16 protein-coding genes are annotated in these 15,720 nt (G+C 67.6%); 6 read left to right on the plus strand and 10 right to left on the minus strand.

From position 1 onward, the window contains the following. Window positions 1-6 precede the first annotated feature (6 nt). A complete protein-coding gene (locus tag A7E77_RS13280) occupies window positions 7-753 on the minus strand; it encodes a class I SAM-dependent methyltransferase (protein ID WP_063688600.1) in 747 nt (248 codons plus the stop codon). 57 nt (window positions 754-810) lie between these two features. Between A7E77_RS13280 and mutM the strand changes: the two genes are divergently transcribed. The 3 genes from mutM to dnaA all read left to right on the plus strand — a co-directional run bounded on the left by mutM (window position 811) and on the right by dnaA (window position 3,985). Next, window positions 811-1,626, plus strand: coding sequence for a bifunctional DNA-formamidopyrimidine glycosylase/DNA-(apurinic or apyrimidinic site) lyase (gene mutM, locus A7E77_RS13285; protein ID WP_063688603.1), 816 nt, complete (start codon window positions 811-813; stop codon window positions 1,624-1,626). A gap of 239 nt (window positions 1,627-1,865) precedes the next feature. Beyond that, complete coding sequence (gene rpsT, locus A7E77_RS13290; RefSeq protein WP_017978392.1) at window positions 1,866-2,129, plus strand: 30S ribosomal protein S20; 264 nt, start codon at window positions 1,866-1,868, stop codon at window positions 2,127-2,129. A 431-nt stretch (window positions 2,130-2,560) separates the two neighbouring features. Then, complete coding sequence (dnaA, locus tag A7E77_RS13295; RefSeq protein ID WP_063688605.1) at window positions 2,561-3,985, plus strand: chromosomal replication initiator protein DnaA; 1,425 nt, start codon at window positions 2,561-2,563, stop codon at window positions 3,983-3,985. Here dnaA and A7E77_RS17435 read toward each other — a convergent pair. The 4 genes from A7E77_RS17435 to secB form a co-directional block, all read right to left on the minus strand. Beyond that, a complete protein-coding gene (locus A7E77_RS17435; protein ID WP_078462298.1) occupies window positions 3,928-4,194 on the minus strand; it encodes a DUF559 domain-containing protein in 267 nt (88 codons plus the stop codon). The genes dnaA and A7E77_RS17435 overlap by 58 nt on opposite strands. Window positions 4,195-4,277: 83 nt before the next feature. Beyond that, window positions 4,278-5,309 carry a tryptophan--tRNA ligase gene (trpS, locus tag A7E77_RS13300; RefSeq protein WP_063688607.1) on the minus strand — a complete coding sequence of 344 codons (1,032 nt, stop codon included), beginning with the start codon at window positions 5,307-5,309 and terminating at the stop codon, window positions 4,278-4,280. A gap of 9 nt (window positions 5,310-5,318) precedes the next feature. Continuing rightward, on the minus strand, window positions 5,319-6,896 hold the full coding sequence (gene murJ, locus A7E77_RS13305) for a murein biosynthesis integral membrane protein MurJ (RefSeq protein ID WP_063688610.1): 1,578 nt from the start codon (window positions 6,894-6,896) through the stop codon (window positions 5,319-5,321). A 25-nt stretch (window positions 6,897-6,921) separates the two neighbouring features. After that, window positions 6,922-7,431, minus strand: a complete 510-nt coding sequence (gene secB, locus A7E77_RS13310) for a protein-export chaperone SecB (protein WP_043059051.1) — start codon at window positions 7,429-7,431, stop codon at window positions 6,922-6,924. A gap of 209 nt (window positions 7,432-7,640) precedes the next feature. On the opposite strand from secB, the gene A7E77_RS13315 reads away from it, so the two are divergent. The 3 genes from A7E77_RS13315 to A7E77_RS13325 all read left to right on the plus strand — a co-directional run bounded on the left by A7E77_RS13315 (window position 7,641) and on the right by A7E77_RS13325 (window position 10,321). Next, window positions 7,641-8,294, plus strand: coding sequence for a Tim44/TimA family putative adaptor protein (locus A7E77_RS13315; protein WP_151895485.1), 654 nt, complete (start codon window positions 7,641-7,643; stop codon window positions 8,292-8,294). 139 nt (window positions 8,295-8,433) lie between these two features. Next, entirely contained in the window at window positions 8,434-9,783 is a 1,350-nt protein-coding gene (locus A7E77_RS13320; protein WP_078462299.1) for a murein transglycosylase A, read from the plus strand. Window positions 9,784-9,808: 25 nt separating this feature from the next. Further along, window positions 9,809-10,321, plus strand: coding sequence for a Smr/MutS family protein (locus tag A7E77_RS13325; protein WP_063689963.1), 513 nt, complete (start codon window positions 9,809-9,811; stop codon window positions 10,319-10,321). Window positions 10,322-10,323: 2 nt separating this feature from the next. Here A7E77_RS13325 and A7E77_RS13330 read toward each other — a convergent pair whose 3' ends face one another. The 5 genes from A7E77_RS13330 to yidC form a co-directional block, all read right to left on the minus strand. Beyond that, window positions 10,324-11,157, minus strand: a complete 834-nt coding sequence (locus A7E77_RS13330) for a DMT family transporter (RefSeq protein ID WP_063688613.1) — start codon at window positions 11,155-11,157, stop codon at window positions 10,324-10,326. Continuing rightward, window positions 11,154-12,275, minus strand: coding sequence for a succinyl-diaminopimelate desuccinylase (dapE, locus tag A7E77_RS13335; RefSeq protein ID WP_063688615.1), 1,122 nt, complete (start codon window positions 12,273-12,275; stop codon window positions 11,154-11,156). The genes A7E77_RS13330 and dapE overlap by 4 nt, the downstream gene beginning before the upstream one ends. Beyond that, window positions 12,272-12,934 carry a glutathione S-transferase family protein gene (locus A7E77_RS13340; protein ID WP_063688617.1) on the minus strand — a complete coding sequence of 221 codons (663 nt, stop codon included), beginning with the start codon at window positions 12,932-12,934 and terminating at the stop codon, window positions 12,272-12,274. The genes dapE and A7E77_RS13340 overlap by 4 nt, the downstream gene beginning before the upstream one ends. A 405-nt stretch (window positions 12,935-13,339) precedes the next feature. Then, a complete protein-coding gene (gene yihA, locus A7E77_RS13345; protein WP_063688620.1) occupies window positions 13,340-13,957 on the minus strand; it encodes a ribosome biogenesis GTP-binding protein YihA/YsxC in 618 nt (205 codons plus the stop codon). A gap of 44 nt (window positions 13,958-14,001) precedes the next feature. Further along, window positions 14,002-15,705 carry a membrane protein insertase YidC gene (gene yidC, locus A7E77_RS13350; RefSeq protein ID WP_063688623.1) on the minus strand — a complete coding sequence of 568 codons (1,704 nt, stop codon included), beginning with the start codon at window positions 15,703-15,705 and terminating at the stop codon, window positions 14,002-14,004. Window positions 15,706-15,720: the final 15 nt, after the last annotated feature.

Below are 15,720 nucleotides of genomic sequence, written 5' to 3' on the forward strand. Positions count from 1 at the left end.
GCGCCATCAGATCTTCCAGCCCGAATGGATCGCGACAAGGCCGCCCATGATCGGCTCCACCTTCGTCCGCACGAAGCCGGCGTCGGCGATCATGCCCTTGAACGTCGGCATGTCGGGGAAGCGGCGGATCGATTCGATCAGATAGCGATAGCTGTCGGAATCCTGCGCCAGCAGCTGGCCGAGCTTGGGCACCAGTTTGTGCGAATAGCCGTCGTATACTTCCTTGAACCCCGGCCAGGTCGTGGTCGAAAATTCGAGGCAGAAGAAGCGGCCGCCGCGGCGCAGCACGCGATGCGCCTCGCGCAACGCCTTGGGGATATCGGTGACGTTCCGGATGCCGAAGGCGATGGTGTAGGCGTCGAAGAACGTGTCCGGAAAGGTCAGCGTCTCGGCATTTGCCTCGGTCCACACGAGGCTGTCGAGCGCGCGATTGGCCGCGCGTTCCATGCCGACCGCGAGCATATCGGGGTTGATGTCCGCGACCGTCACCGACGCGCCCGATTCCGCGATGCGGAAGGCGATGTCGCCGGTACCGCCCGCCATGTCGAGCACCTGTTCGCCCTCGCGCGGTTGCAGACGGCGGACGAAGCGATCCTTCCACAGCCGGTGCATGCCGCCCGACATGGCGTCGTTCATCAGGTCGTAGTTCTTGGCGACGCTGGAGAAGACGCCGCCGACGCGAGCGGTTTTTTCGTCCGGTGCGACATCTTCGTAGCCGAAGGAGACGGTTCCGGTGGGGGCGGTATCGGTCATGACACCCGCCCTAGCCGTGGCTTGTGGCGGGAGCAAACGCTACCTAGCTTTGGCGGCGTGCCAGAGCTTCCCGAAGTCGAAACCACCGTTCGCGGGCTGACCCCCGTGCTCGCCGGCCAGCGCCTGACCCATGTCGAACCACGCCGTGCCGATCTGCGCAAGGCGATCCCCGTAAACCTGCGCCAGCGGCTGACGGGCGCGATGGTGACGGCGCTGGGGCGGCGGGCCAAATACGGGCTGATCGATACCGATCGCGGCGATACGCTGATCTTCCACCTCGGCATGTCGGGGCGCTGGCGCGTCGATCCGGCCGAGCGACTCGCGCACGACCACCTGCTGATCGAGACGGGGGAGGGGCGCAGCCTGGCGCTCAACGATGCGCGGCGATTCGGCTTCCTCGATCTGTGGGAGACGGCGGCGATCGACGCGTATCCGCCCTTTGCGGCGATGGGGCCGGAGCCGCTGGGGGAGGGCTTTACCGGCGCGTATCTGCACGACGTGTTGCAGGGTCGCGCGGCGCCGATCAAGGCGATGCTGCTCGACCAGCGGATCGTGGCGGGCCTCGGCAACATCTATGTGTGCGAAGCGCTGCACCTGGCGCGGATATCGCCGACGCGGCCGGCGGGGCAGATCTCAGCGAAGCGACTCGAGGCGCTGGCGGTGGCGGTACGCGACGTGTTGCTCGCGGCGATCGAGGCCGGCGGATCGACGCTGCGCGACTATGTCCGGCCGGATGGCGAGCTGGGGTATTTCTCCAAGCAATTCCTGGTCTATGGCCGCGAGGGGGAACCGTGCGCATGCGGCGGGACGGTGCAGCGCCGGGTGGATAGTGGGCGGTCGACGTTTTATTGTCCGAAGTGTCAGAAACACTGACGCCACTTTCTTCGTCATCCCGGCGGATGCCGGGATCCATGGTGGCGATGTCCATGAGGCGGGGCCACATCGTTGGCGGCGCTCAGTCCATGGATCCCGGCGTGCGCCGAGATGACGAAAGAGGGGCGAAACAGTTGACCCCGCCTCCCGCAATCGCTAAGGGCGCAGCCTTCGAGACGGCGTAGGGTGTTCCCGGCGCCTCTTTTACACTGACCACATTACTCGCAAGGACGTACCGAATGGCGAATACGCCGCAAGCCAAGAAGCGCATCCGTCGCAACGCACGCCGCGCCGAAATCAACGGCAACCGCGTCGGCCGCATCCGCACCTTCGTCAAGAAGGTCGAGTCGGCGCTTGCTTCGGGCGACAAGGCTGCGGCGACCACGGCGCTGTCGGCCGTTCAGCCGGAGCTGGCCCGTGGCGTCGCCAAGGGCGTGCTGCACAAGAACACCGCGAGCCGCAAGTTCGCGCGTCTGACCAAGGCCGTGACCGCGCTCGCCTGAGCCGTCCTTCCCGTCCGCAAATCAGCCCGTCGGGACCGTCCCGGCGGGCTTTTTTGATGCCCAAAACGGATGGGTTTGGAACGAAAAGTGAAAGGCAGGACTCACCGCGATTCGTGCCCTGAGTCCGGCGGCCCCGCGGGTCTAGCCGGGCATATTAATGCTTTAATATCAGATACTTATAAGATTTCCGAACGCATTTCCGCGGGCGGAGGGCTGTCAATCCTCTTTATTTCAGGAATGTGACCTGCGGGGGGCTTGATCGACTCGGTGGAGGCTTCATAACTCGCCTTCACCGCGGCGCCGTTCTGGGCCAGCGGGGACTTGAACAGCGTGGGCATGCCGAACGGCCGGTGGTCGTAAGGGGGATCTGTCTGTCTGAACTACAGCCACTGGGGTGACACGCGTCGCTTCCGGTAACGAAGGGGCGTGCGTTGAACGATCGGCAGGTAGCGGCGGTGACGGAGAGCGAGGCGCAACGCGCCTGGGCGCGCGTCCGCAGCAACCTGCGCGAATCGGCCGGTGCGCGTTTGTTCGAACAGTGGCTGAAGCCGATGGAGCTGATCGAGGACGGTGATCCCGATGCGATCCGCCTCGCGCTGCCATCCGCCTTCATGACCAACTGGGTCCGCAACCATTACGCGGACCGGCTGATGCTGGAATTCCGCGCGCTGTTGCCGGGCGTGCGCAGCGTGTCGATCGAGACGCGTGTGGCGGCCCCGGCGGTGAAGCTGGTTGCCGAGGCGCCTGAGAACCCCGCGCCGCAGCCCGCCGCGGTGCTGCCGTTCGTGCAGCCGGCCCCCGCCGTCGTCGCCAGCGACGCACCGCGTGCCGAGCGACCGCCGCTCGATCCGCGCTTCACCTTCGATCGCTTCGTCGTCGATGCGGCCAATCGCGTCGCCTTCAATGCCGCGCGCGCGCTGGCCGAACCGGGTGTGCCGCGGTTCAGCCCGCTGTTCCTCCATTCGGGGACGGGGCAGGGCAAGACGCACCTAATGCACGCGATCGGCCATGCGTTTCTGGCGCAGCATCCGGACGCGACCGTGCTGTGCATGTCGGCCGAGCGCTTCATGTTCGATTTTGTCAGCGCGCTCCGGGCGCGCGACACGCACGCCTTCAAGCAACGGCTGCGCAGCGCCGACCTGCTGCTGATCGACGACCTGCAGTTCATCGCGGGCAAGGATTCGACGCAGGAAGAATTCTTCCACACGATCAACGAGATCATGGGGGCGGGCCGCCGCCTCGTCATCTCCGCCGACCGCTGCCCGCAGGCGCTGGACGGGGTCGAGGCGCGGATCATCAGCCGCATGTCGGTCGGCCTCGTCGCCGACATCAAGGCGCCCGACCTCACGTTGCGCCGTGCCATACTGGACAGGAAACTCGCAGACCTGCCCGAGGCAAAGGTTCCCGCAGAGGTGCTCGACCTGCTGGCCGCGCGCATCCACGCCAACATCCGCGAGCTGGAAGGCGCGCTGAACCGCGTCATTGCCTATGCGCAGCTGACCGGCGACCGTATCGACCTGGATTTCGCGCTGACGACGCTGGGCGACGTGCTGCGCGGGGCGCAGCGGCGGGTGACGATCGATGAGATCCAGAAGCTCGTCAGCCAGCATTTCGAGCTGAAGCCGCTCGATCTGGTGTCGGCGCGCCGCAGCCGCGCCGTCGCCCGCCCGCGCCAGATCGCCATGTATCTGGCCAAGCGCCTGACGACCCGCTCGCTGCCCGAGATCGGCCGCAAGTTCGGTGGGCGCGACCATTCGACCGTCATCCACGCCGTCCGCAAGATCGAGGAACTGCGCGATCAGGACCGCGATATCGACGCTGCGGTGCGGACGCTGATGCGGGAATTGGAAGCGTAATTCCTCCCCTCCCTGCAAGGGAGTGGCCGGGGGTGGGTGGCCGCTTGCGCTAGCGCCGCAAGGATTGCGGCGTAGACCCCGTCGAGGTTATCCAGCACATCGCCGTTCCAGAAGCGGAGGATCGTCCAGCCGTGCGCCGCGAGGTAGGCTGGAGCCGCAGCCTTCTGCGGCGGATCGAAATGACCGCGCAGACATGATTGGTTCGTCATTGCGAGCGCAGCGAAGCAAGCCAGGGCGTCTTGGTCCGGCTTGCTTCGCTGCGCTCGCAATGACGAGCAACTAGCGCACGGTCTTAAAGCATAAGGCCCATCGCCGCCTGCGCCTGCCGCAACACCGGCGCGGCGAGGTCGCGTGCCTTTTCAGCACCCGTGTTGAGGATCGCGTCGATCGCGCCGCGGTCGTCGAGCAGGCGGACCATCTCGTTGCGGATGGGCCCGAGCTTTGCGACGGCGAGATCGGCAAGGTCGGGCTTGAACGCGCCGAAGCCCTTACCCGCATAGTCGCTCAGCACGTCCTGCGGCGTGCGATCGGCGAGCGCGGCGAAGATCGTCAGCAGGTTGCGCGCTTCGGGCCGCTCCGCCAGTTCCTCGACGGTGGCGGGGAGCAGGTCGGGATCGGTCTTCGCCTTGCGGAACTTGTCGGCAATCGTCTCGTCGCTGTCGACCAGCTTGACGACCGACTGTTCGGAGGGGTTCGACTTGGACATCTTGGCCGCCGCATCGCGCAGGCTCATGATCCGCGGCGCGGCGGCGCTGACCAGGGGTTCGGGCAGCGTGAACAGCTCGACGCCGTAATCGGTATTAAACTTGGTTGCGATGTCGCGCGCCAGCTCCAGATGCTGCTTCTGGTCCTCGCCGACGGGCACGTGCGTGGTGTTGTAGAGCAGCACGTCCGCGGCCATCAGCACCGGATAATCGTACAGGCCGACGCTGGCGCCTTCGCGGTTCTTGCCGGCCTTGTCCTTGAACTGCGTCATGCGGTTGAGCCAGCCGACGCGCGCGACATTGTTGAGCAGCCAGCTGAGTTCGCTGTGGGCAGGCACGCGGGCCTGGTTGAACAGGATCGAGCGATCGGGATCGATGCCGGCGGCGATCATCGTCGCGGTCATTTCGATCGTGTTCGCGCGCAGCTGATCGGGCGCGATAAATTCGGTCAGGCCGTGCAGGTCGGCGATGAAGTACATCGTCTCGCCGCCCTCCGCCTGGATCGCATCCTGCATCGCGACCCATTGCTTCACCGCGCCAAGGTAATTGCCGAGGTGGAGATTGCCGGTGGGCTTGATACCGGACACCACTCTTTTCGGGAGGGGGCGCTGTGCGGACATGGACGGACCTTAGGACTGGGAACGGAGAAGCTGGCGGATGTCGCGCGGCTTGAGGGCGCCGGTCGCGAACACCGCGGCGGCATAGACGAGCGCGCCGGTGCCGACCAGCACCGCCATCGCAGCCCAGCGGATCAGGCTGGCGCCGGTGGTATAGGGCTGGAACAGATCGTTGAGGAAATACATCACCGCGCCCATCGCGAGGGCAGCGGCGAGCAGGCGCGGCGCGCGGCGCTTGAGTTGCGCGTCGACCACGAACTGGCCGCGCTTGACGAGCGTGCGATACAGCAGCGCGACGTTGACCGTGCTAGCGATCGCGGTGGCGAGCGGCGGCCCCATATGCTGGAGCGGCACGATCAGCGCGAGATTGAGCGCCAGGTTCACCCCCATCGAGATCGTCGCGTAGCGGACCGGCGTCTTGGTATCGGAGCGGGCGTAATAGCCCGGCGTCAGCACCTTAACGAGGATGTAGGATGGCAGGCCGATCGAAAAGGCGGCGAGCGCCTGCGCGGTGAAATGCGTGTCGGTCGCATCGAACTTGCCGTGCTGGAACAGCGCGGCGGCGATCGGCGCGCCGCAGACGACCAGCGCGACCGTGGCGGGCAGGGTGAGCAGCAGGGCGAGCTCCATGCCCCGGTTCTGCGTCGTCATCGCCGCCGCATCCTCGCCGCGACCGAGCAGGCGCGAGATGGTTGGCAGCAATACGGTGCCGAGGCCGATGCCGATGAGACCGAGTGGCAATTGGTTCAGCCGGTCGGCGGCGTAGATATAGGATACCGAGCCGGAGGGCAGCAGGCGCGCGGCGAGCGCGGTCGACACGACGAGGTTGATCTGCACCGCGCCCGCACCCGCGGCGGCCGGGCCGATCAGCGCCATCAACCGCTTCACATCGGGACCCAGGCGGGGCAGCTTCAGGCGCAGCGTCACGCCCGCACGGCGGCAGGCATACCATAGCCACAGCAATTGCAGCGCGCCCGATACGGTGACCGCGATCGCCTGATTACGCGCGGTCATCAGCGGCAGGTCGTCATGGAAGAACAGCAGCGCGGCGATCAGCGTCGCGTTGAGCAGGATCGGCGCCGCCGCATTCACCCAGAAGCGGTGGAGCGAATTGAGGATGCCGCCGAGCAGCGACACCAGGCTGATGAACAGCAGATAGGGGAAGGTGAGGCGCGCGAGCTGGACGGCGAAGTCGAACTGCTTCGGATCGACGCCGTTGAAGCCGCCCGACAACGTGTAGGTGACGGGCCACGCCGCCACTTCCATCACCGCGGTCATGACGATCAGGACCGGCAGCAGGATCGACAGCGCATCCTCGGCAAAGGCGATGCCGTGCGCCAGGCCGCTGCCCTCCCTCGCCTTGTCACCCTCGGCCACCTTGCGGTTGAACATCGGGATGAACGCGGCGGAAAACGCGCCCTCGGCGAAGAGCGCGCGGAACAAATTGGGCAGGCGGAACGCGATCATGAACGCGTCCGAGGCGAAGCCTGCGCCCACGAAGCGAAAGAACAGCGAATCGCGGACCAGCCCCAGCACGCGGCTGGCGAGCGTCAGCCCGCCGACCGAGCCGAGCGCCTTGGTAAGGTTCATGGCGCCCGGCCCCGTCGATCAGACATCAGGCGTGGCCGACGTCGCCGACCGAGAAGGCGCCGTTCTGCTCCGCCTGCGCGAGGTAGAGCTGGCCGAAGTCGATCGGCTCGAGCAGCAGCGGCGGGAAGCCGCCGTCGCGGACGCAATCGGCCAGGACGCGGCGCGCGAAAGGGAACAGCAGGCGCGGCGCTTCGCCGAGCAGGAACGGCTGGATCGCATCGGCCGGCACGTTGCGCAGGCCGAACAGGCCGGCATAGGTCAGGTCGACGATGAACGCGGTCTGGCCCTCGGCCTCTGCCTTTACGTCGATCTTGAGCAGGACTTCATGGACTTCCTCGCCGACCTGCGCGGTGCCGATGTTGAACTGCACGTCGATCGCGGGCGGGTTCGGGTTCTGGAAGATGGCCGGCGCGTTCGGGTTTTCGAACGAGAGATCCTTGACGTATTGCGAGATCAGGCCCGCCGCGGGTGCGGTGTCTTCGCCATTGCCGGTCGGCTGCGTGTCGATCGTGGTGCCGTTGTCCTGGTCGGCCATGGAGACAATCCTTCGCGATAAAAAGCGGTGAAGAAGCAGCGAGGCCGTGGGACCGAAGCGGCCCCTCGCACGTTCGATGCCGATGGCGCCCGCGCCTAGCAGCGCCGGTGGACTGTTTCAACGGCGGTAAAGGCCGCGGAGACGGATCGATGCTGTGGTTTGAAACGTAACGGCTTTCGGCCTATGTATCGGTCAAGATCGGAGGCACGGTGTTCTACGTAGTACTTCTCGCAATGGTGGCGGCGTTTCTGGCGCTGCGCCTGTACAGCGTGCTCGGCAAGCGCACCGGCCACGAACAGCAGCCGTTGCCTCGCGCCGCTGACGATCGTGCGGCGACGGCCGTGCCCGTGGTCGCCCGCCCGGTGGACGCCGCGGCAGACACGCGCGAGCCGGTTGGCCGCAATATCGAACCACAGGCCGAGGCGGGGTTGCGCGCGATCATCGGTGCGGAGCCCGGTTTCGACGTGCAGCAATTCCTGGGCGGTGCGCAGGCGGCGTATCGCATGACGCTCGAGGCCTTCTGGTCCGGCGACGAAGCGAGCCTGTCCGAACTGGCCCAGCCCGACGTGGCGCATGCCTTTGGCGAGGCGATCGCGGCGCGCCGTGACGCAGGGGAGACGCTGGAGAACCGCCTGATCTCGATCGAACGGGCGGTCATCACCGATGCGGCGCTCGACGGTCGCGAAGGCCGCATCACGGTGCGCTTCGATGCCGATATCGCCGCGGTGACGCGCGATGCGGAGGGACAGGTGGTCGCCGGGTCGCTGACCGACGCTGTCGAGACGCACGACCTGTGGACCTTCTCGCGGACGCTGAAGAGCCGCGATCCCAATTGGAAGCTCGCCGACACCGACGAGGTGTGAGCGTCGTACGCCACACGGTGCCGGCTGCGCGACGGAACGGCGTCGACACAGCCGCATCACCCTTGCCCCAGACACGCCGCTTCGGCACAGCCATAGCTCGTTGCCCCGCACAGGGCGGGCGGACAATCGGGGTTTTCGTATGAACGGGCATCGCGCCTTGGCCGGCGTTACGCTGGCTCTCGCCCTCAGTGCGTGTGGCGGGCGCATCGTGCCGGTGGATGGCGGCTATGCCCCGCCGCCGCCGACGAAGCGTCCGACGCAGCCGTCGGTCACGCCGCCGCGTCGGGGCGGCAGCGGAGGTCAGGCCAACGTCATTACGAGCGGGCGTAGCTTCGACGGTCGCATCCAGTCGTCGACGCCATTGCTCGCGACCCCGGTGACGGTCGATCCGACGGCCACCACGGCGGCGACCGCGGGCGTCACGCCGGGGCCGGCGATCGACACGCTGCCGATCACCGAGGCGCAGGCGGAGGCGGCCCGTCAGGCGTTCCTGACTAGCTGCCCCGGCCTGATGCGCCGCACCGACGCCTCCGGCCTGACGCGCGGCACCGATTGGCAGCCGGCCTGTGCCGCGGCGGCGACCGTGCCACGCGGCGGGGCGCGACAGTTCTTCGCCACCTATTTCGAGGCGGTGCAGGTCGGCGACGGCAGGGCCTTCGCCACTGGCTATTACGAGCCTGAGATCGCAGCGTCGCGGGAGCGGCGCGCCGGCTACGAGGTGCCGATTTACGCCCGGCCCGACGATCTGATCGATGTCGACCTCGGCCAGTTCAGCGATGCGCTGAAGGGCAAGAAGGTGCGCGGGCGGGTGCAGGGCAGCGCCCTGGTGCCCTATTACGACCGTGCGGCGATCGACCGCGGGGCATTGCAGGGCAAGGCGCCGGTGCTCGCCTGGGGTGCGGACGAGGCGGCCGTCTTCTTCCTGCAGATCCAAGGGTCGGGTCGGCTGCGGCTCCCGAACGGCGAGGTCATGCGGGTCGGCTACGATACGCAGAACGGCCGCGACTATACGGGGATCGGCGCGCTGATGAAGGCGCGCGGGCTTCTCCAGCCGGGGCAGACGTCGATGCAGGGCATCGTCGCCTGGCTGCGCGCGCACCCCGAGGAGGGCCGCGCGATCATGGAGGAGAATAAGAGCTTCGTCTTCTTCCGAGAGCTCGACACGCCGCCGGTGGGCGCGATGGGTTATGTGGTCAATGGCGGGGTCAGCGCGGCTGCGGACGTGAAATACGTGCCGCTGGGCGCGCCCGTCTTCCTGTCGATGGATCGGCAGGACGCGAGCGGCCTGTGGGTGGCGCAGGACACCGGTGGTGCGATCAAGGGCAGCAACCGCTTCGACACCTATTGGGGTGCAGGGCCGGTAGCGGAGGCGACCGCGGGCGGCATGGCGGCGCGCGGCACGGCGTTCCTGCTGCTGCCCCGCGGCACGCTCGCGCGCGTTCAGAGCGCCTCGTTCGGAACGACGGTCGGTGCGCCAACTCAACCCTGACGAAGCCGACCTGTGGGCGCGGGTGATGGCGACGGTGAAGCCGTTGCGCGGCGTCGTGGCAGCGGCGCGGCCCGCGGCCCCAACGCCCATCGCCCCCACCAAGGCAACGAAACCGTCGAAGGCGCTCACCCGCGCGCTCGGTCCGGCGCCGGCACCAGTGGCGCGCATGGTCGCCCCGCCCGCGCCGCCGCGGCAGAACACGCTGGACGGTGGCTGGGACAAAAGGCTGTCGCGCGGGATCGTCATCCCCGACAGCTCGATCGACCTGCACGGACATAGCCTGTCGTCGGCGCATGCGTTGCTCGACGATGGCCTCGCCCGCGCCATCGCGCGGGGTGACCGTGTGCTGCTGCTCGTAACCGGCAAGCCACCGCGCCCCGAGGGCGAGCGCCCGCACGCTCGCGGCGCGATCCGCGCGGCGATCGCCGACTGGCTCGCCGCGTCGCGCCACGCCGATGCGATCGCGGCAGTGCGGGGCGCGCATCCGCGGCATGGCGGGCAAGGCGCGCTCTACATCGTGCTGCGGCGGGGGCGATAGGGCTAGCGCAACAGGATCAGCGCGGCGCCGCAAAGGATCGCGCCGATCGCCGCGATACGGTGTGCCGTCACGGGTTCGCGCAGCCAGAACACGCCGACCAGCAGCGCCGTTACCATGCCCGTTTCGCGTAGCGCGGCGAGCGGGGCGGTGGGGCCGCGAGCGAAGGCAGCCAGCGCAAGACCATAGGTGCCGATCGACAGCGCGCCGGCGATCGCGCCGGGTCCCCATTGTCGCCGCATGTCGGTAAAGACCGCGCCGCGTGTCATCACCGCGAACTGGGCGACGATCATCGGACCTATCAGCACGAAGTCCCAGACGATGAAGCTCGCCACCGTCGGCGCGGCGCGGACGCCGTGCGCGTCGGCGACGGTATAGGCCGCGGTGCAGCAGCCGCAGATCGCCGCCCAGCCCAGTGCCGGGCGCGACAGATGGCGGCCGATCGACAGGATCAGGATGCCGCCAGCGACGATCGCGATGCCGGCGATCTGCGCAGCGTTGGCCCGTTCGTGGAGCAGCGCGACCGAGACGATCGCGGTCAGCGGCGGGGCGAGGCCGCGCATGATGGGGTAAGCGGCGGAGAAGTCGGCCAGTTCGTAGGTGCGCACGACAGCCAGCAGGTAGAGCGCATGGATCGCGGTGCTCGCGACCAGCCAGCCCCAGGCGCCGTGCGGCAGCGGCACGACCAGTAGGCCGGGCAGCAGGATCAGCGCGGCGGTGCCGTCGATCGTCGCGCGGCCCGCCATCTTGTTCTTGCCGCTCTTGATGACGGCGTTGACGACCGCGTGGAGCGAGCCCGACGCGATCATCATCGCCGCCGCGGCAAGCGGCAGCGTCATGCCGCGCGCGTGATGATGTCGGCGTAGATGGTGGTGAGCGTTTCGAGGTCGGCGATGGCGACGGCTTCGTCGACCTGGTGCATCGTCGCGTTGAGCAGGCCGAATTCGACCGTCGGGCAGAGTTTCGACAGGAAGCGTGCGTCGGAGGTGCCGCCGGAGGTGGAGAGTTCGGGGACGAGGGCCGTCTGCGCCTCGATCGCGGCGCTGACCATCGCGGTCCAGGGCCCGGGCGGGGTGAGGAACGCCTCGCCCGACGCCTTGCCGGTGACGATCGCGGCGGGGGCGTGGGTGTGAACGACGGCGCGGACGCGGTCGATGAGGTCGGCGCCGCGCTGTTCGTCGTTGAAGCGGATGTTGAGGCGCGCGGTGGCCTTCGCCGGGATGACGTTGTGCGCGGGGTTGCCGATCGCGATGTCGGTGATCTCGAGGTTCGACGGCTGGAACCAGGCATTGCCCTGGTCGAGCGCCATATCCTCCAGCGCGGCAAGCGCGCGGGCGAGCTTGCCGGCAGGATTGTCGGCGAGGTGGGGGTAGGCGACGTGGCCCTGCCGGCCCGGCACCTCGATCCAGATGTTCACCGAGCCGCGGCGGCCGATCTTCACCATGTCGCCGAGCTGGCGGACCGAGGTCGGCTCGCCGACGAGGCAGAGGTCGGGCGTGATGCCGAGCGCGGTCAGCCGTTCGATCAGCACGGGCGTGCCGTAGGTCGCCGGGCCTTCCTCGTCGCCGGTGATGAGCAGGCTGAGCGTCGGGCCGCTCGCACGCGCCGCCGCGGCGACGAAGGCGGCAACCGCGCCTTTCATATCGACCGCGCCACGGCCGTAGAGCAGGGCCCCGCGGATATCGCCGGACCAGGGGGAGCCCTGCCACCCCTCGCCGGGCGGCACGACGTCGACGTGGCCGGCGAAGGCGAGATGCGCGCCCGTGCCTTCCCGCAACGCGATCAGGTTTTCGACCGGGCCGTCGGGTGCGTCGCCGGTGACGACGCGGTCGATCGTGAAGCCGATGGGGGTGAGCGCCGCCTCCAGCACGTCGAACACGGCGCCGCGCGCGGGCGTGACGCTGTCGGCGCGGAGCAGCGCCTGGGTGAGCGCGACGACGTCGAGGGGCGCGCTCACGCGGTGGGCTGCTCGAACTGTTCGATGACCCAGTCTTCCTCCTGCGCGGCGGCGATCCAGTCCTGCATCCAGGGGTGCTGGACGACCGCGTCGATGTATGCGGCGGCAAAGCGCGCGATGGGGAGTTGATAGGAGATGATGCGCGTGCAGACGGGAGCGAACATGATGTCCGCCGCACCGAAATCGCCGAACAGGAAGGCGCCGTCGCTGCCGAAGCGGGCGCGGGCCTGCGCCCACAATTCCATGATGCGCTTGAGATCGACGATGACGTCCTCGTCGGGGCGCCTGGCCGGGAAGACCTGGCGGATATTCATCGGGTGCTTGCGGCGCAGCGCGACGAAGCTCGCGTGCATTTCCGCCGCCATCGAGCGGGCCATGGCGCGTGCCGCCTCATCGGCGGGCCAGAAGCGATCGCGCCCGACCTTGTCGGCGAGATAGTCGACGATGGCGAGACTGTCCCACACCACCGCGTCGCCGTCCCACAGGATCGGCACCTTGCCCGACGAAGGCGCGAATTCGGCGCCTTCACGGCGACGGTCCCATTCGGCGTCGTATAGCGGCACGACGACCTCTTCGAAGGGAAGGCCGGATTGCTTGGCGGCGAGCCAGCCACGGAGCGACCAGCTGGAATAGGCCTTGTTGCCGATGATGAGCTTCATGGGGCTGGGTTAGCCGTGGGGTGGGATGAGGTCCAGCGGGGCGAGGGGGTGGAAGATCGACAACATGGACACCTTGGCGGAAACGATCGGGGGAGATCGTTTCGATTGGTGTGGTGATGGGGTGGGGAGGGAGCGGTGGGGGATCATCGGCCCTTGGGGTTGGGTGGGCGCGGGGGTGTCGGACAGGGGGTGAGGATTTGGGTTTGGGAGCAGGGGTTTGCGAGGATTTTGATCCGCCAAGGTTGGGCACGATCTCGCCGCCTGCTTCCCTTCGTCACCCCGGACTTGGTCCGGGGGCCACTCCGCGGCGAGGGGGTGGTTCGAGCCTCTTGCCGTCCCCCTGCGGCCCGGTGGACCCCGGAACGAGTCCGGGGTGACGCGGTGCATGGGGAGGGCGGCCGCCTCTTACCCGATCGCTTCGATCACCGCGGCGCGGAGTTCGGGGATGCCCATGCCGCCTTCGCTCGACGTCGCGAGGATGTCGGGGTGCGCCGCCGGGCGCTTGCGGGCTTCGGCAGCGGTGCGGTCCATGACGTCGGCGAGTTCGGTCGCCTTCACCTTGTCGGCCTTGGTCAGGACGAGGCGGTAGCTGACGGCGGCCTTGTCGAGCATTTCGAGGATGTCGCGGTCGACGTCCTTGATGCCGTGGCGCGAATCGATCAGCACCAAGGCGCGCTTCAGCGTGTCGCGGCCGCGCAGGAAGTCATTGACCAGGAAGCGCCATTTCTTGACGATGTCCTTGGGCGCCTTGGCGAAGCCATAGCCCGGCATGTCGACCAGCCGGAAGGCGAGCGGGCTGCCGATGTCGAAGAAATTGAGTTCCTGCGTTCGACCCGGCGTGTTCGACGTGCGCGCCAGGCCGTTGCGCCCCGTGAGCGCGTTGAGCAGCGACGACTTGCCGACGTTCGATCGGCCGGCGAACGCGACCTCCGGCACCACGGGCGCGGGTAGATGTTCGAGGCTGGGGGCCGACTTCAGGAAGCCGACCGGCCCCGCGAACGTCTTGCGCGCCGCCTCGAGCATTTCAGGGCTAAAGCCCTCATGCTCGGGGGCTACGATATCCTCGCTCACTTGGCCGCCGCGATCTTGAGGTCGGGGTGGCGGGCGTAGAGGATACGCTGCTGCAGGATCGCGAGGAAGTTGGACGCGATCCAGTAGACCTGCAGGCCGACCGGATAGCTGGCCATCACGAACATCAGCACCCAGGGGATCACCGCGAACACCTGCTTCTGCGTGTCGTCCATCGGCGCCGGGTTCAGCTTGAACTGGAAGTACATCGAGATGCCGAGGATGATCGGCACGACGCCGATCGCGATCAGGTGCGGGGGTGTGAAGTGCAGGTAGCCGAACAGATTGACCGGGGTCAGCGGATCGGGCGCGGACAGATCCTTGATCCAGGCGACGAACGGCTGGTGCCGCATTTCGATCGTCAGCATCAGCACCTTGTACAGCGCGTAGAAGATCGGGATCTGGATCAGCGTGGGGACGCAGCCGGCGACGGGATTGACCTTTTCCGTCTTGTAGAGGCCCATGACCTCCTGCTGCATGCGCGGCTTGTCGTCCTTATAGCGTTCCTGGAGCGCCTTCATCTTCGGCTGGAGCGCGCGCATCTTGGCCATGCTGGCGAACTGGCGCTGCGCGATCGGGAACATCAGGCCACGGATCGTCACCGTCAGCAGGATGATCGCGACGCCGAAGTTGCCGACCATGCGGAACAGCCAGTCGAGATAGGTGAAGATCGGCTTTTCGAGGATTTCGAACCAGCCCCAGTCGATCGCCTTGTCGAGCTTGGTGACGCCGTGGTCGTTTTCGTAATGCTGGAGCGCCTTCACTTCCTTGGCGCCCGCGAAGAAGCGCGTCGTCTGCGTGATCGCGCGGCCCGGCGGGAGCAGCTTGGGCGCGAAGGCGTAATCGGCCTGATAGGCGGTGTTGGCGCCGGCGCGGAACTGCCCGTCGAACTGCGCCTGCTGGTCGGGGATCAGCGCGGTTAGCCAATATTTGTCGGTGAAGCCCAGCCAGCCGCCGGTGGTGGCGAACTTTTCGGGCGCCTTATCGAGGTCCTTGAACTTGACGCCATAATCGGCGCCGCCGTTGTGGACCGACATCGGGCCGGTATGGATCTGCCACGTGCCGGGGTCCTTCGACACGCCGACGCGGTTGACATAGCCATAGGGGGCGACGGGCACCGGCGCGGCGCCGGCGTTCTGCACCGTCTGCTTGACGGTGAACATATATTGATCGTCGACCGACAGTTCGATCGCGAAGCGTTGGCCGCTGGCGTTGGTCGCGGTGAGCGTAACCGGCTTGCCCGGCGCGAGGATCGGCGACGAGGCGGTCCAGACGGCATCGCCCGCGGGCGGCTTCAGCCCGTCATCGCGCCAGCTGAAGCCGGCGAAATAGGCCTCCGGCGCGCCGCTCGGCGAGAGCAGGCGGATGGGCGGCGAATCCTTGGCGATCGTTTCCTTGTACTTGACCAGTACGAGGTCGTCGATGCGCGCACCCTTCAGGTTGATCGAGCCCTGCAGCGTCGGGGTCTGGATGCGGACGCGCGGGGAATCGCCCAGCACCGCCTGGCGGCTGCGGATCGCGGCGGGCGCGTCGGCGGTGGGATCGGCGGTCTTCGCGGTCACCGGCACCGACTTGCCGTTGACGATCTTCGTCACTGGCGGGTTCGACACGGGGAAGAACTTGCCCTGGATCAGCGGCCACGCGAACAGGATCAGGGCCGCGATCACCGCGAACAGGACGAAATTCTGGCGTTCTTTGTTCAAGGTCTTGCCCCGTCT

This window comes from Sphingomonas sp. NIC1, from assembly GCF_001638925.1.
Classification (GTDB): Bacteria; Pseudomonadota; Alphaproteobacteria; order Sphingomonadales; family Sphingomonadaceae; genus Sphingomonas; species Sphingomonas aquatilis.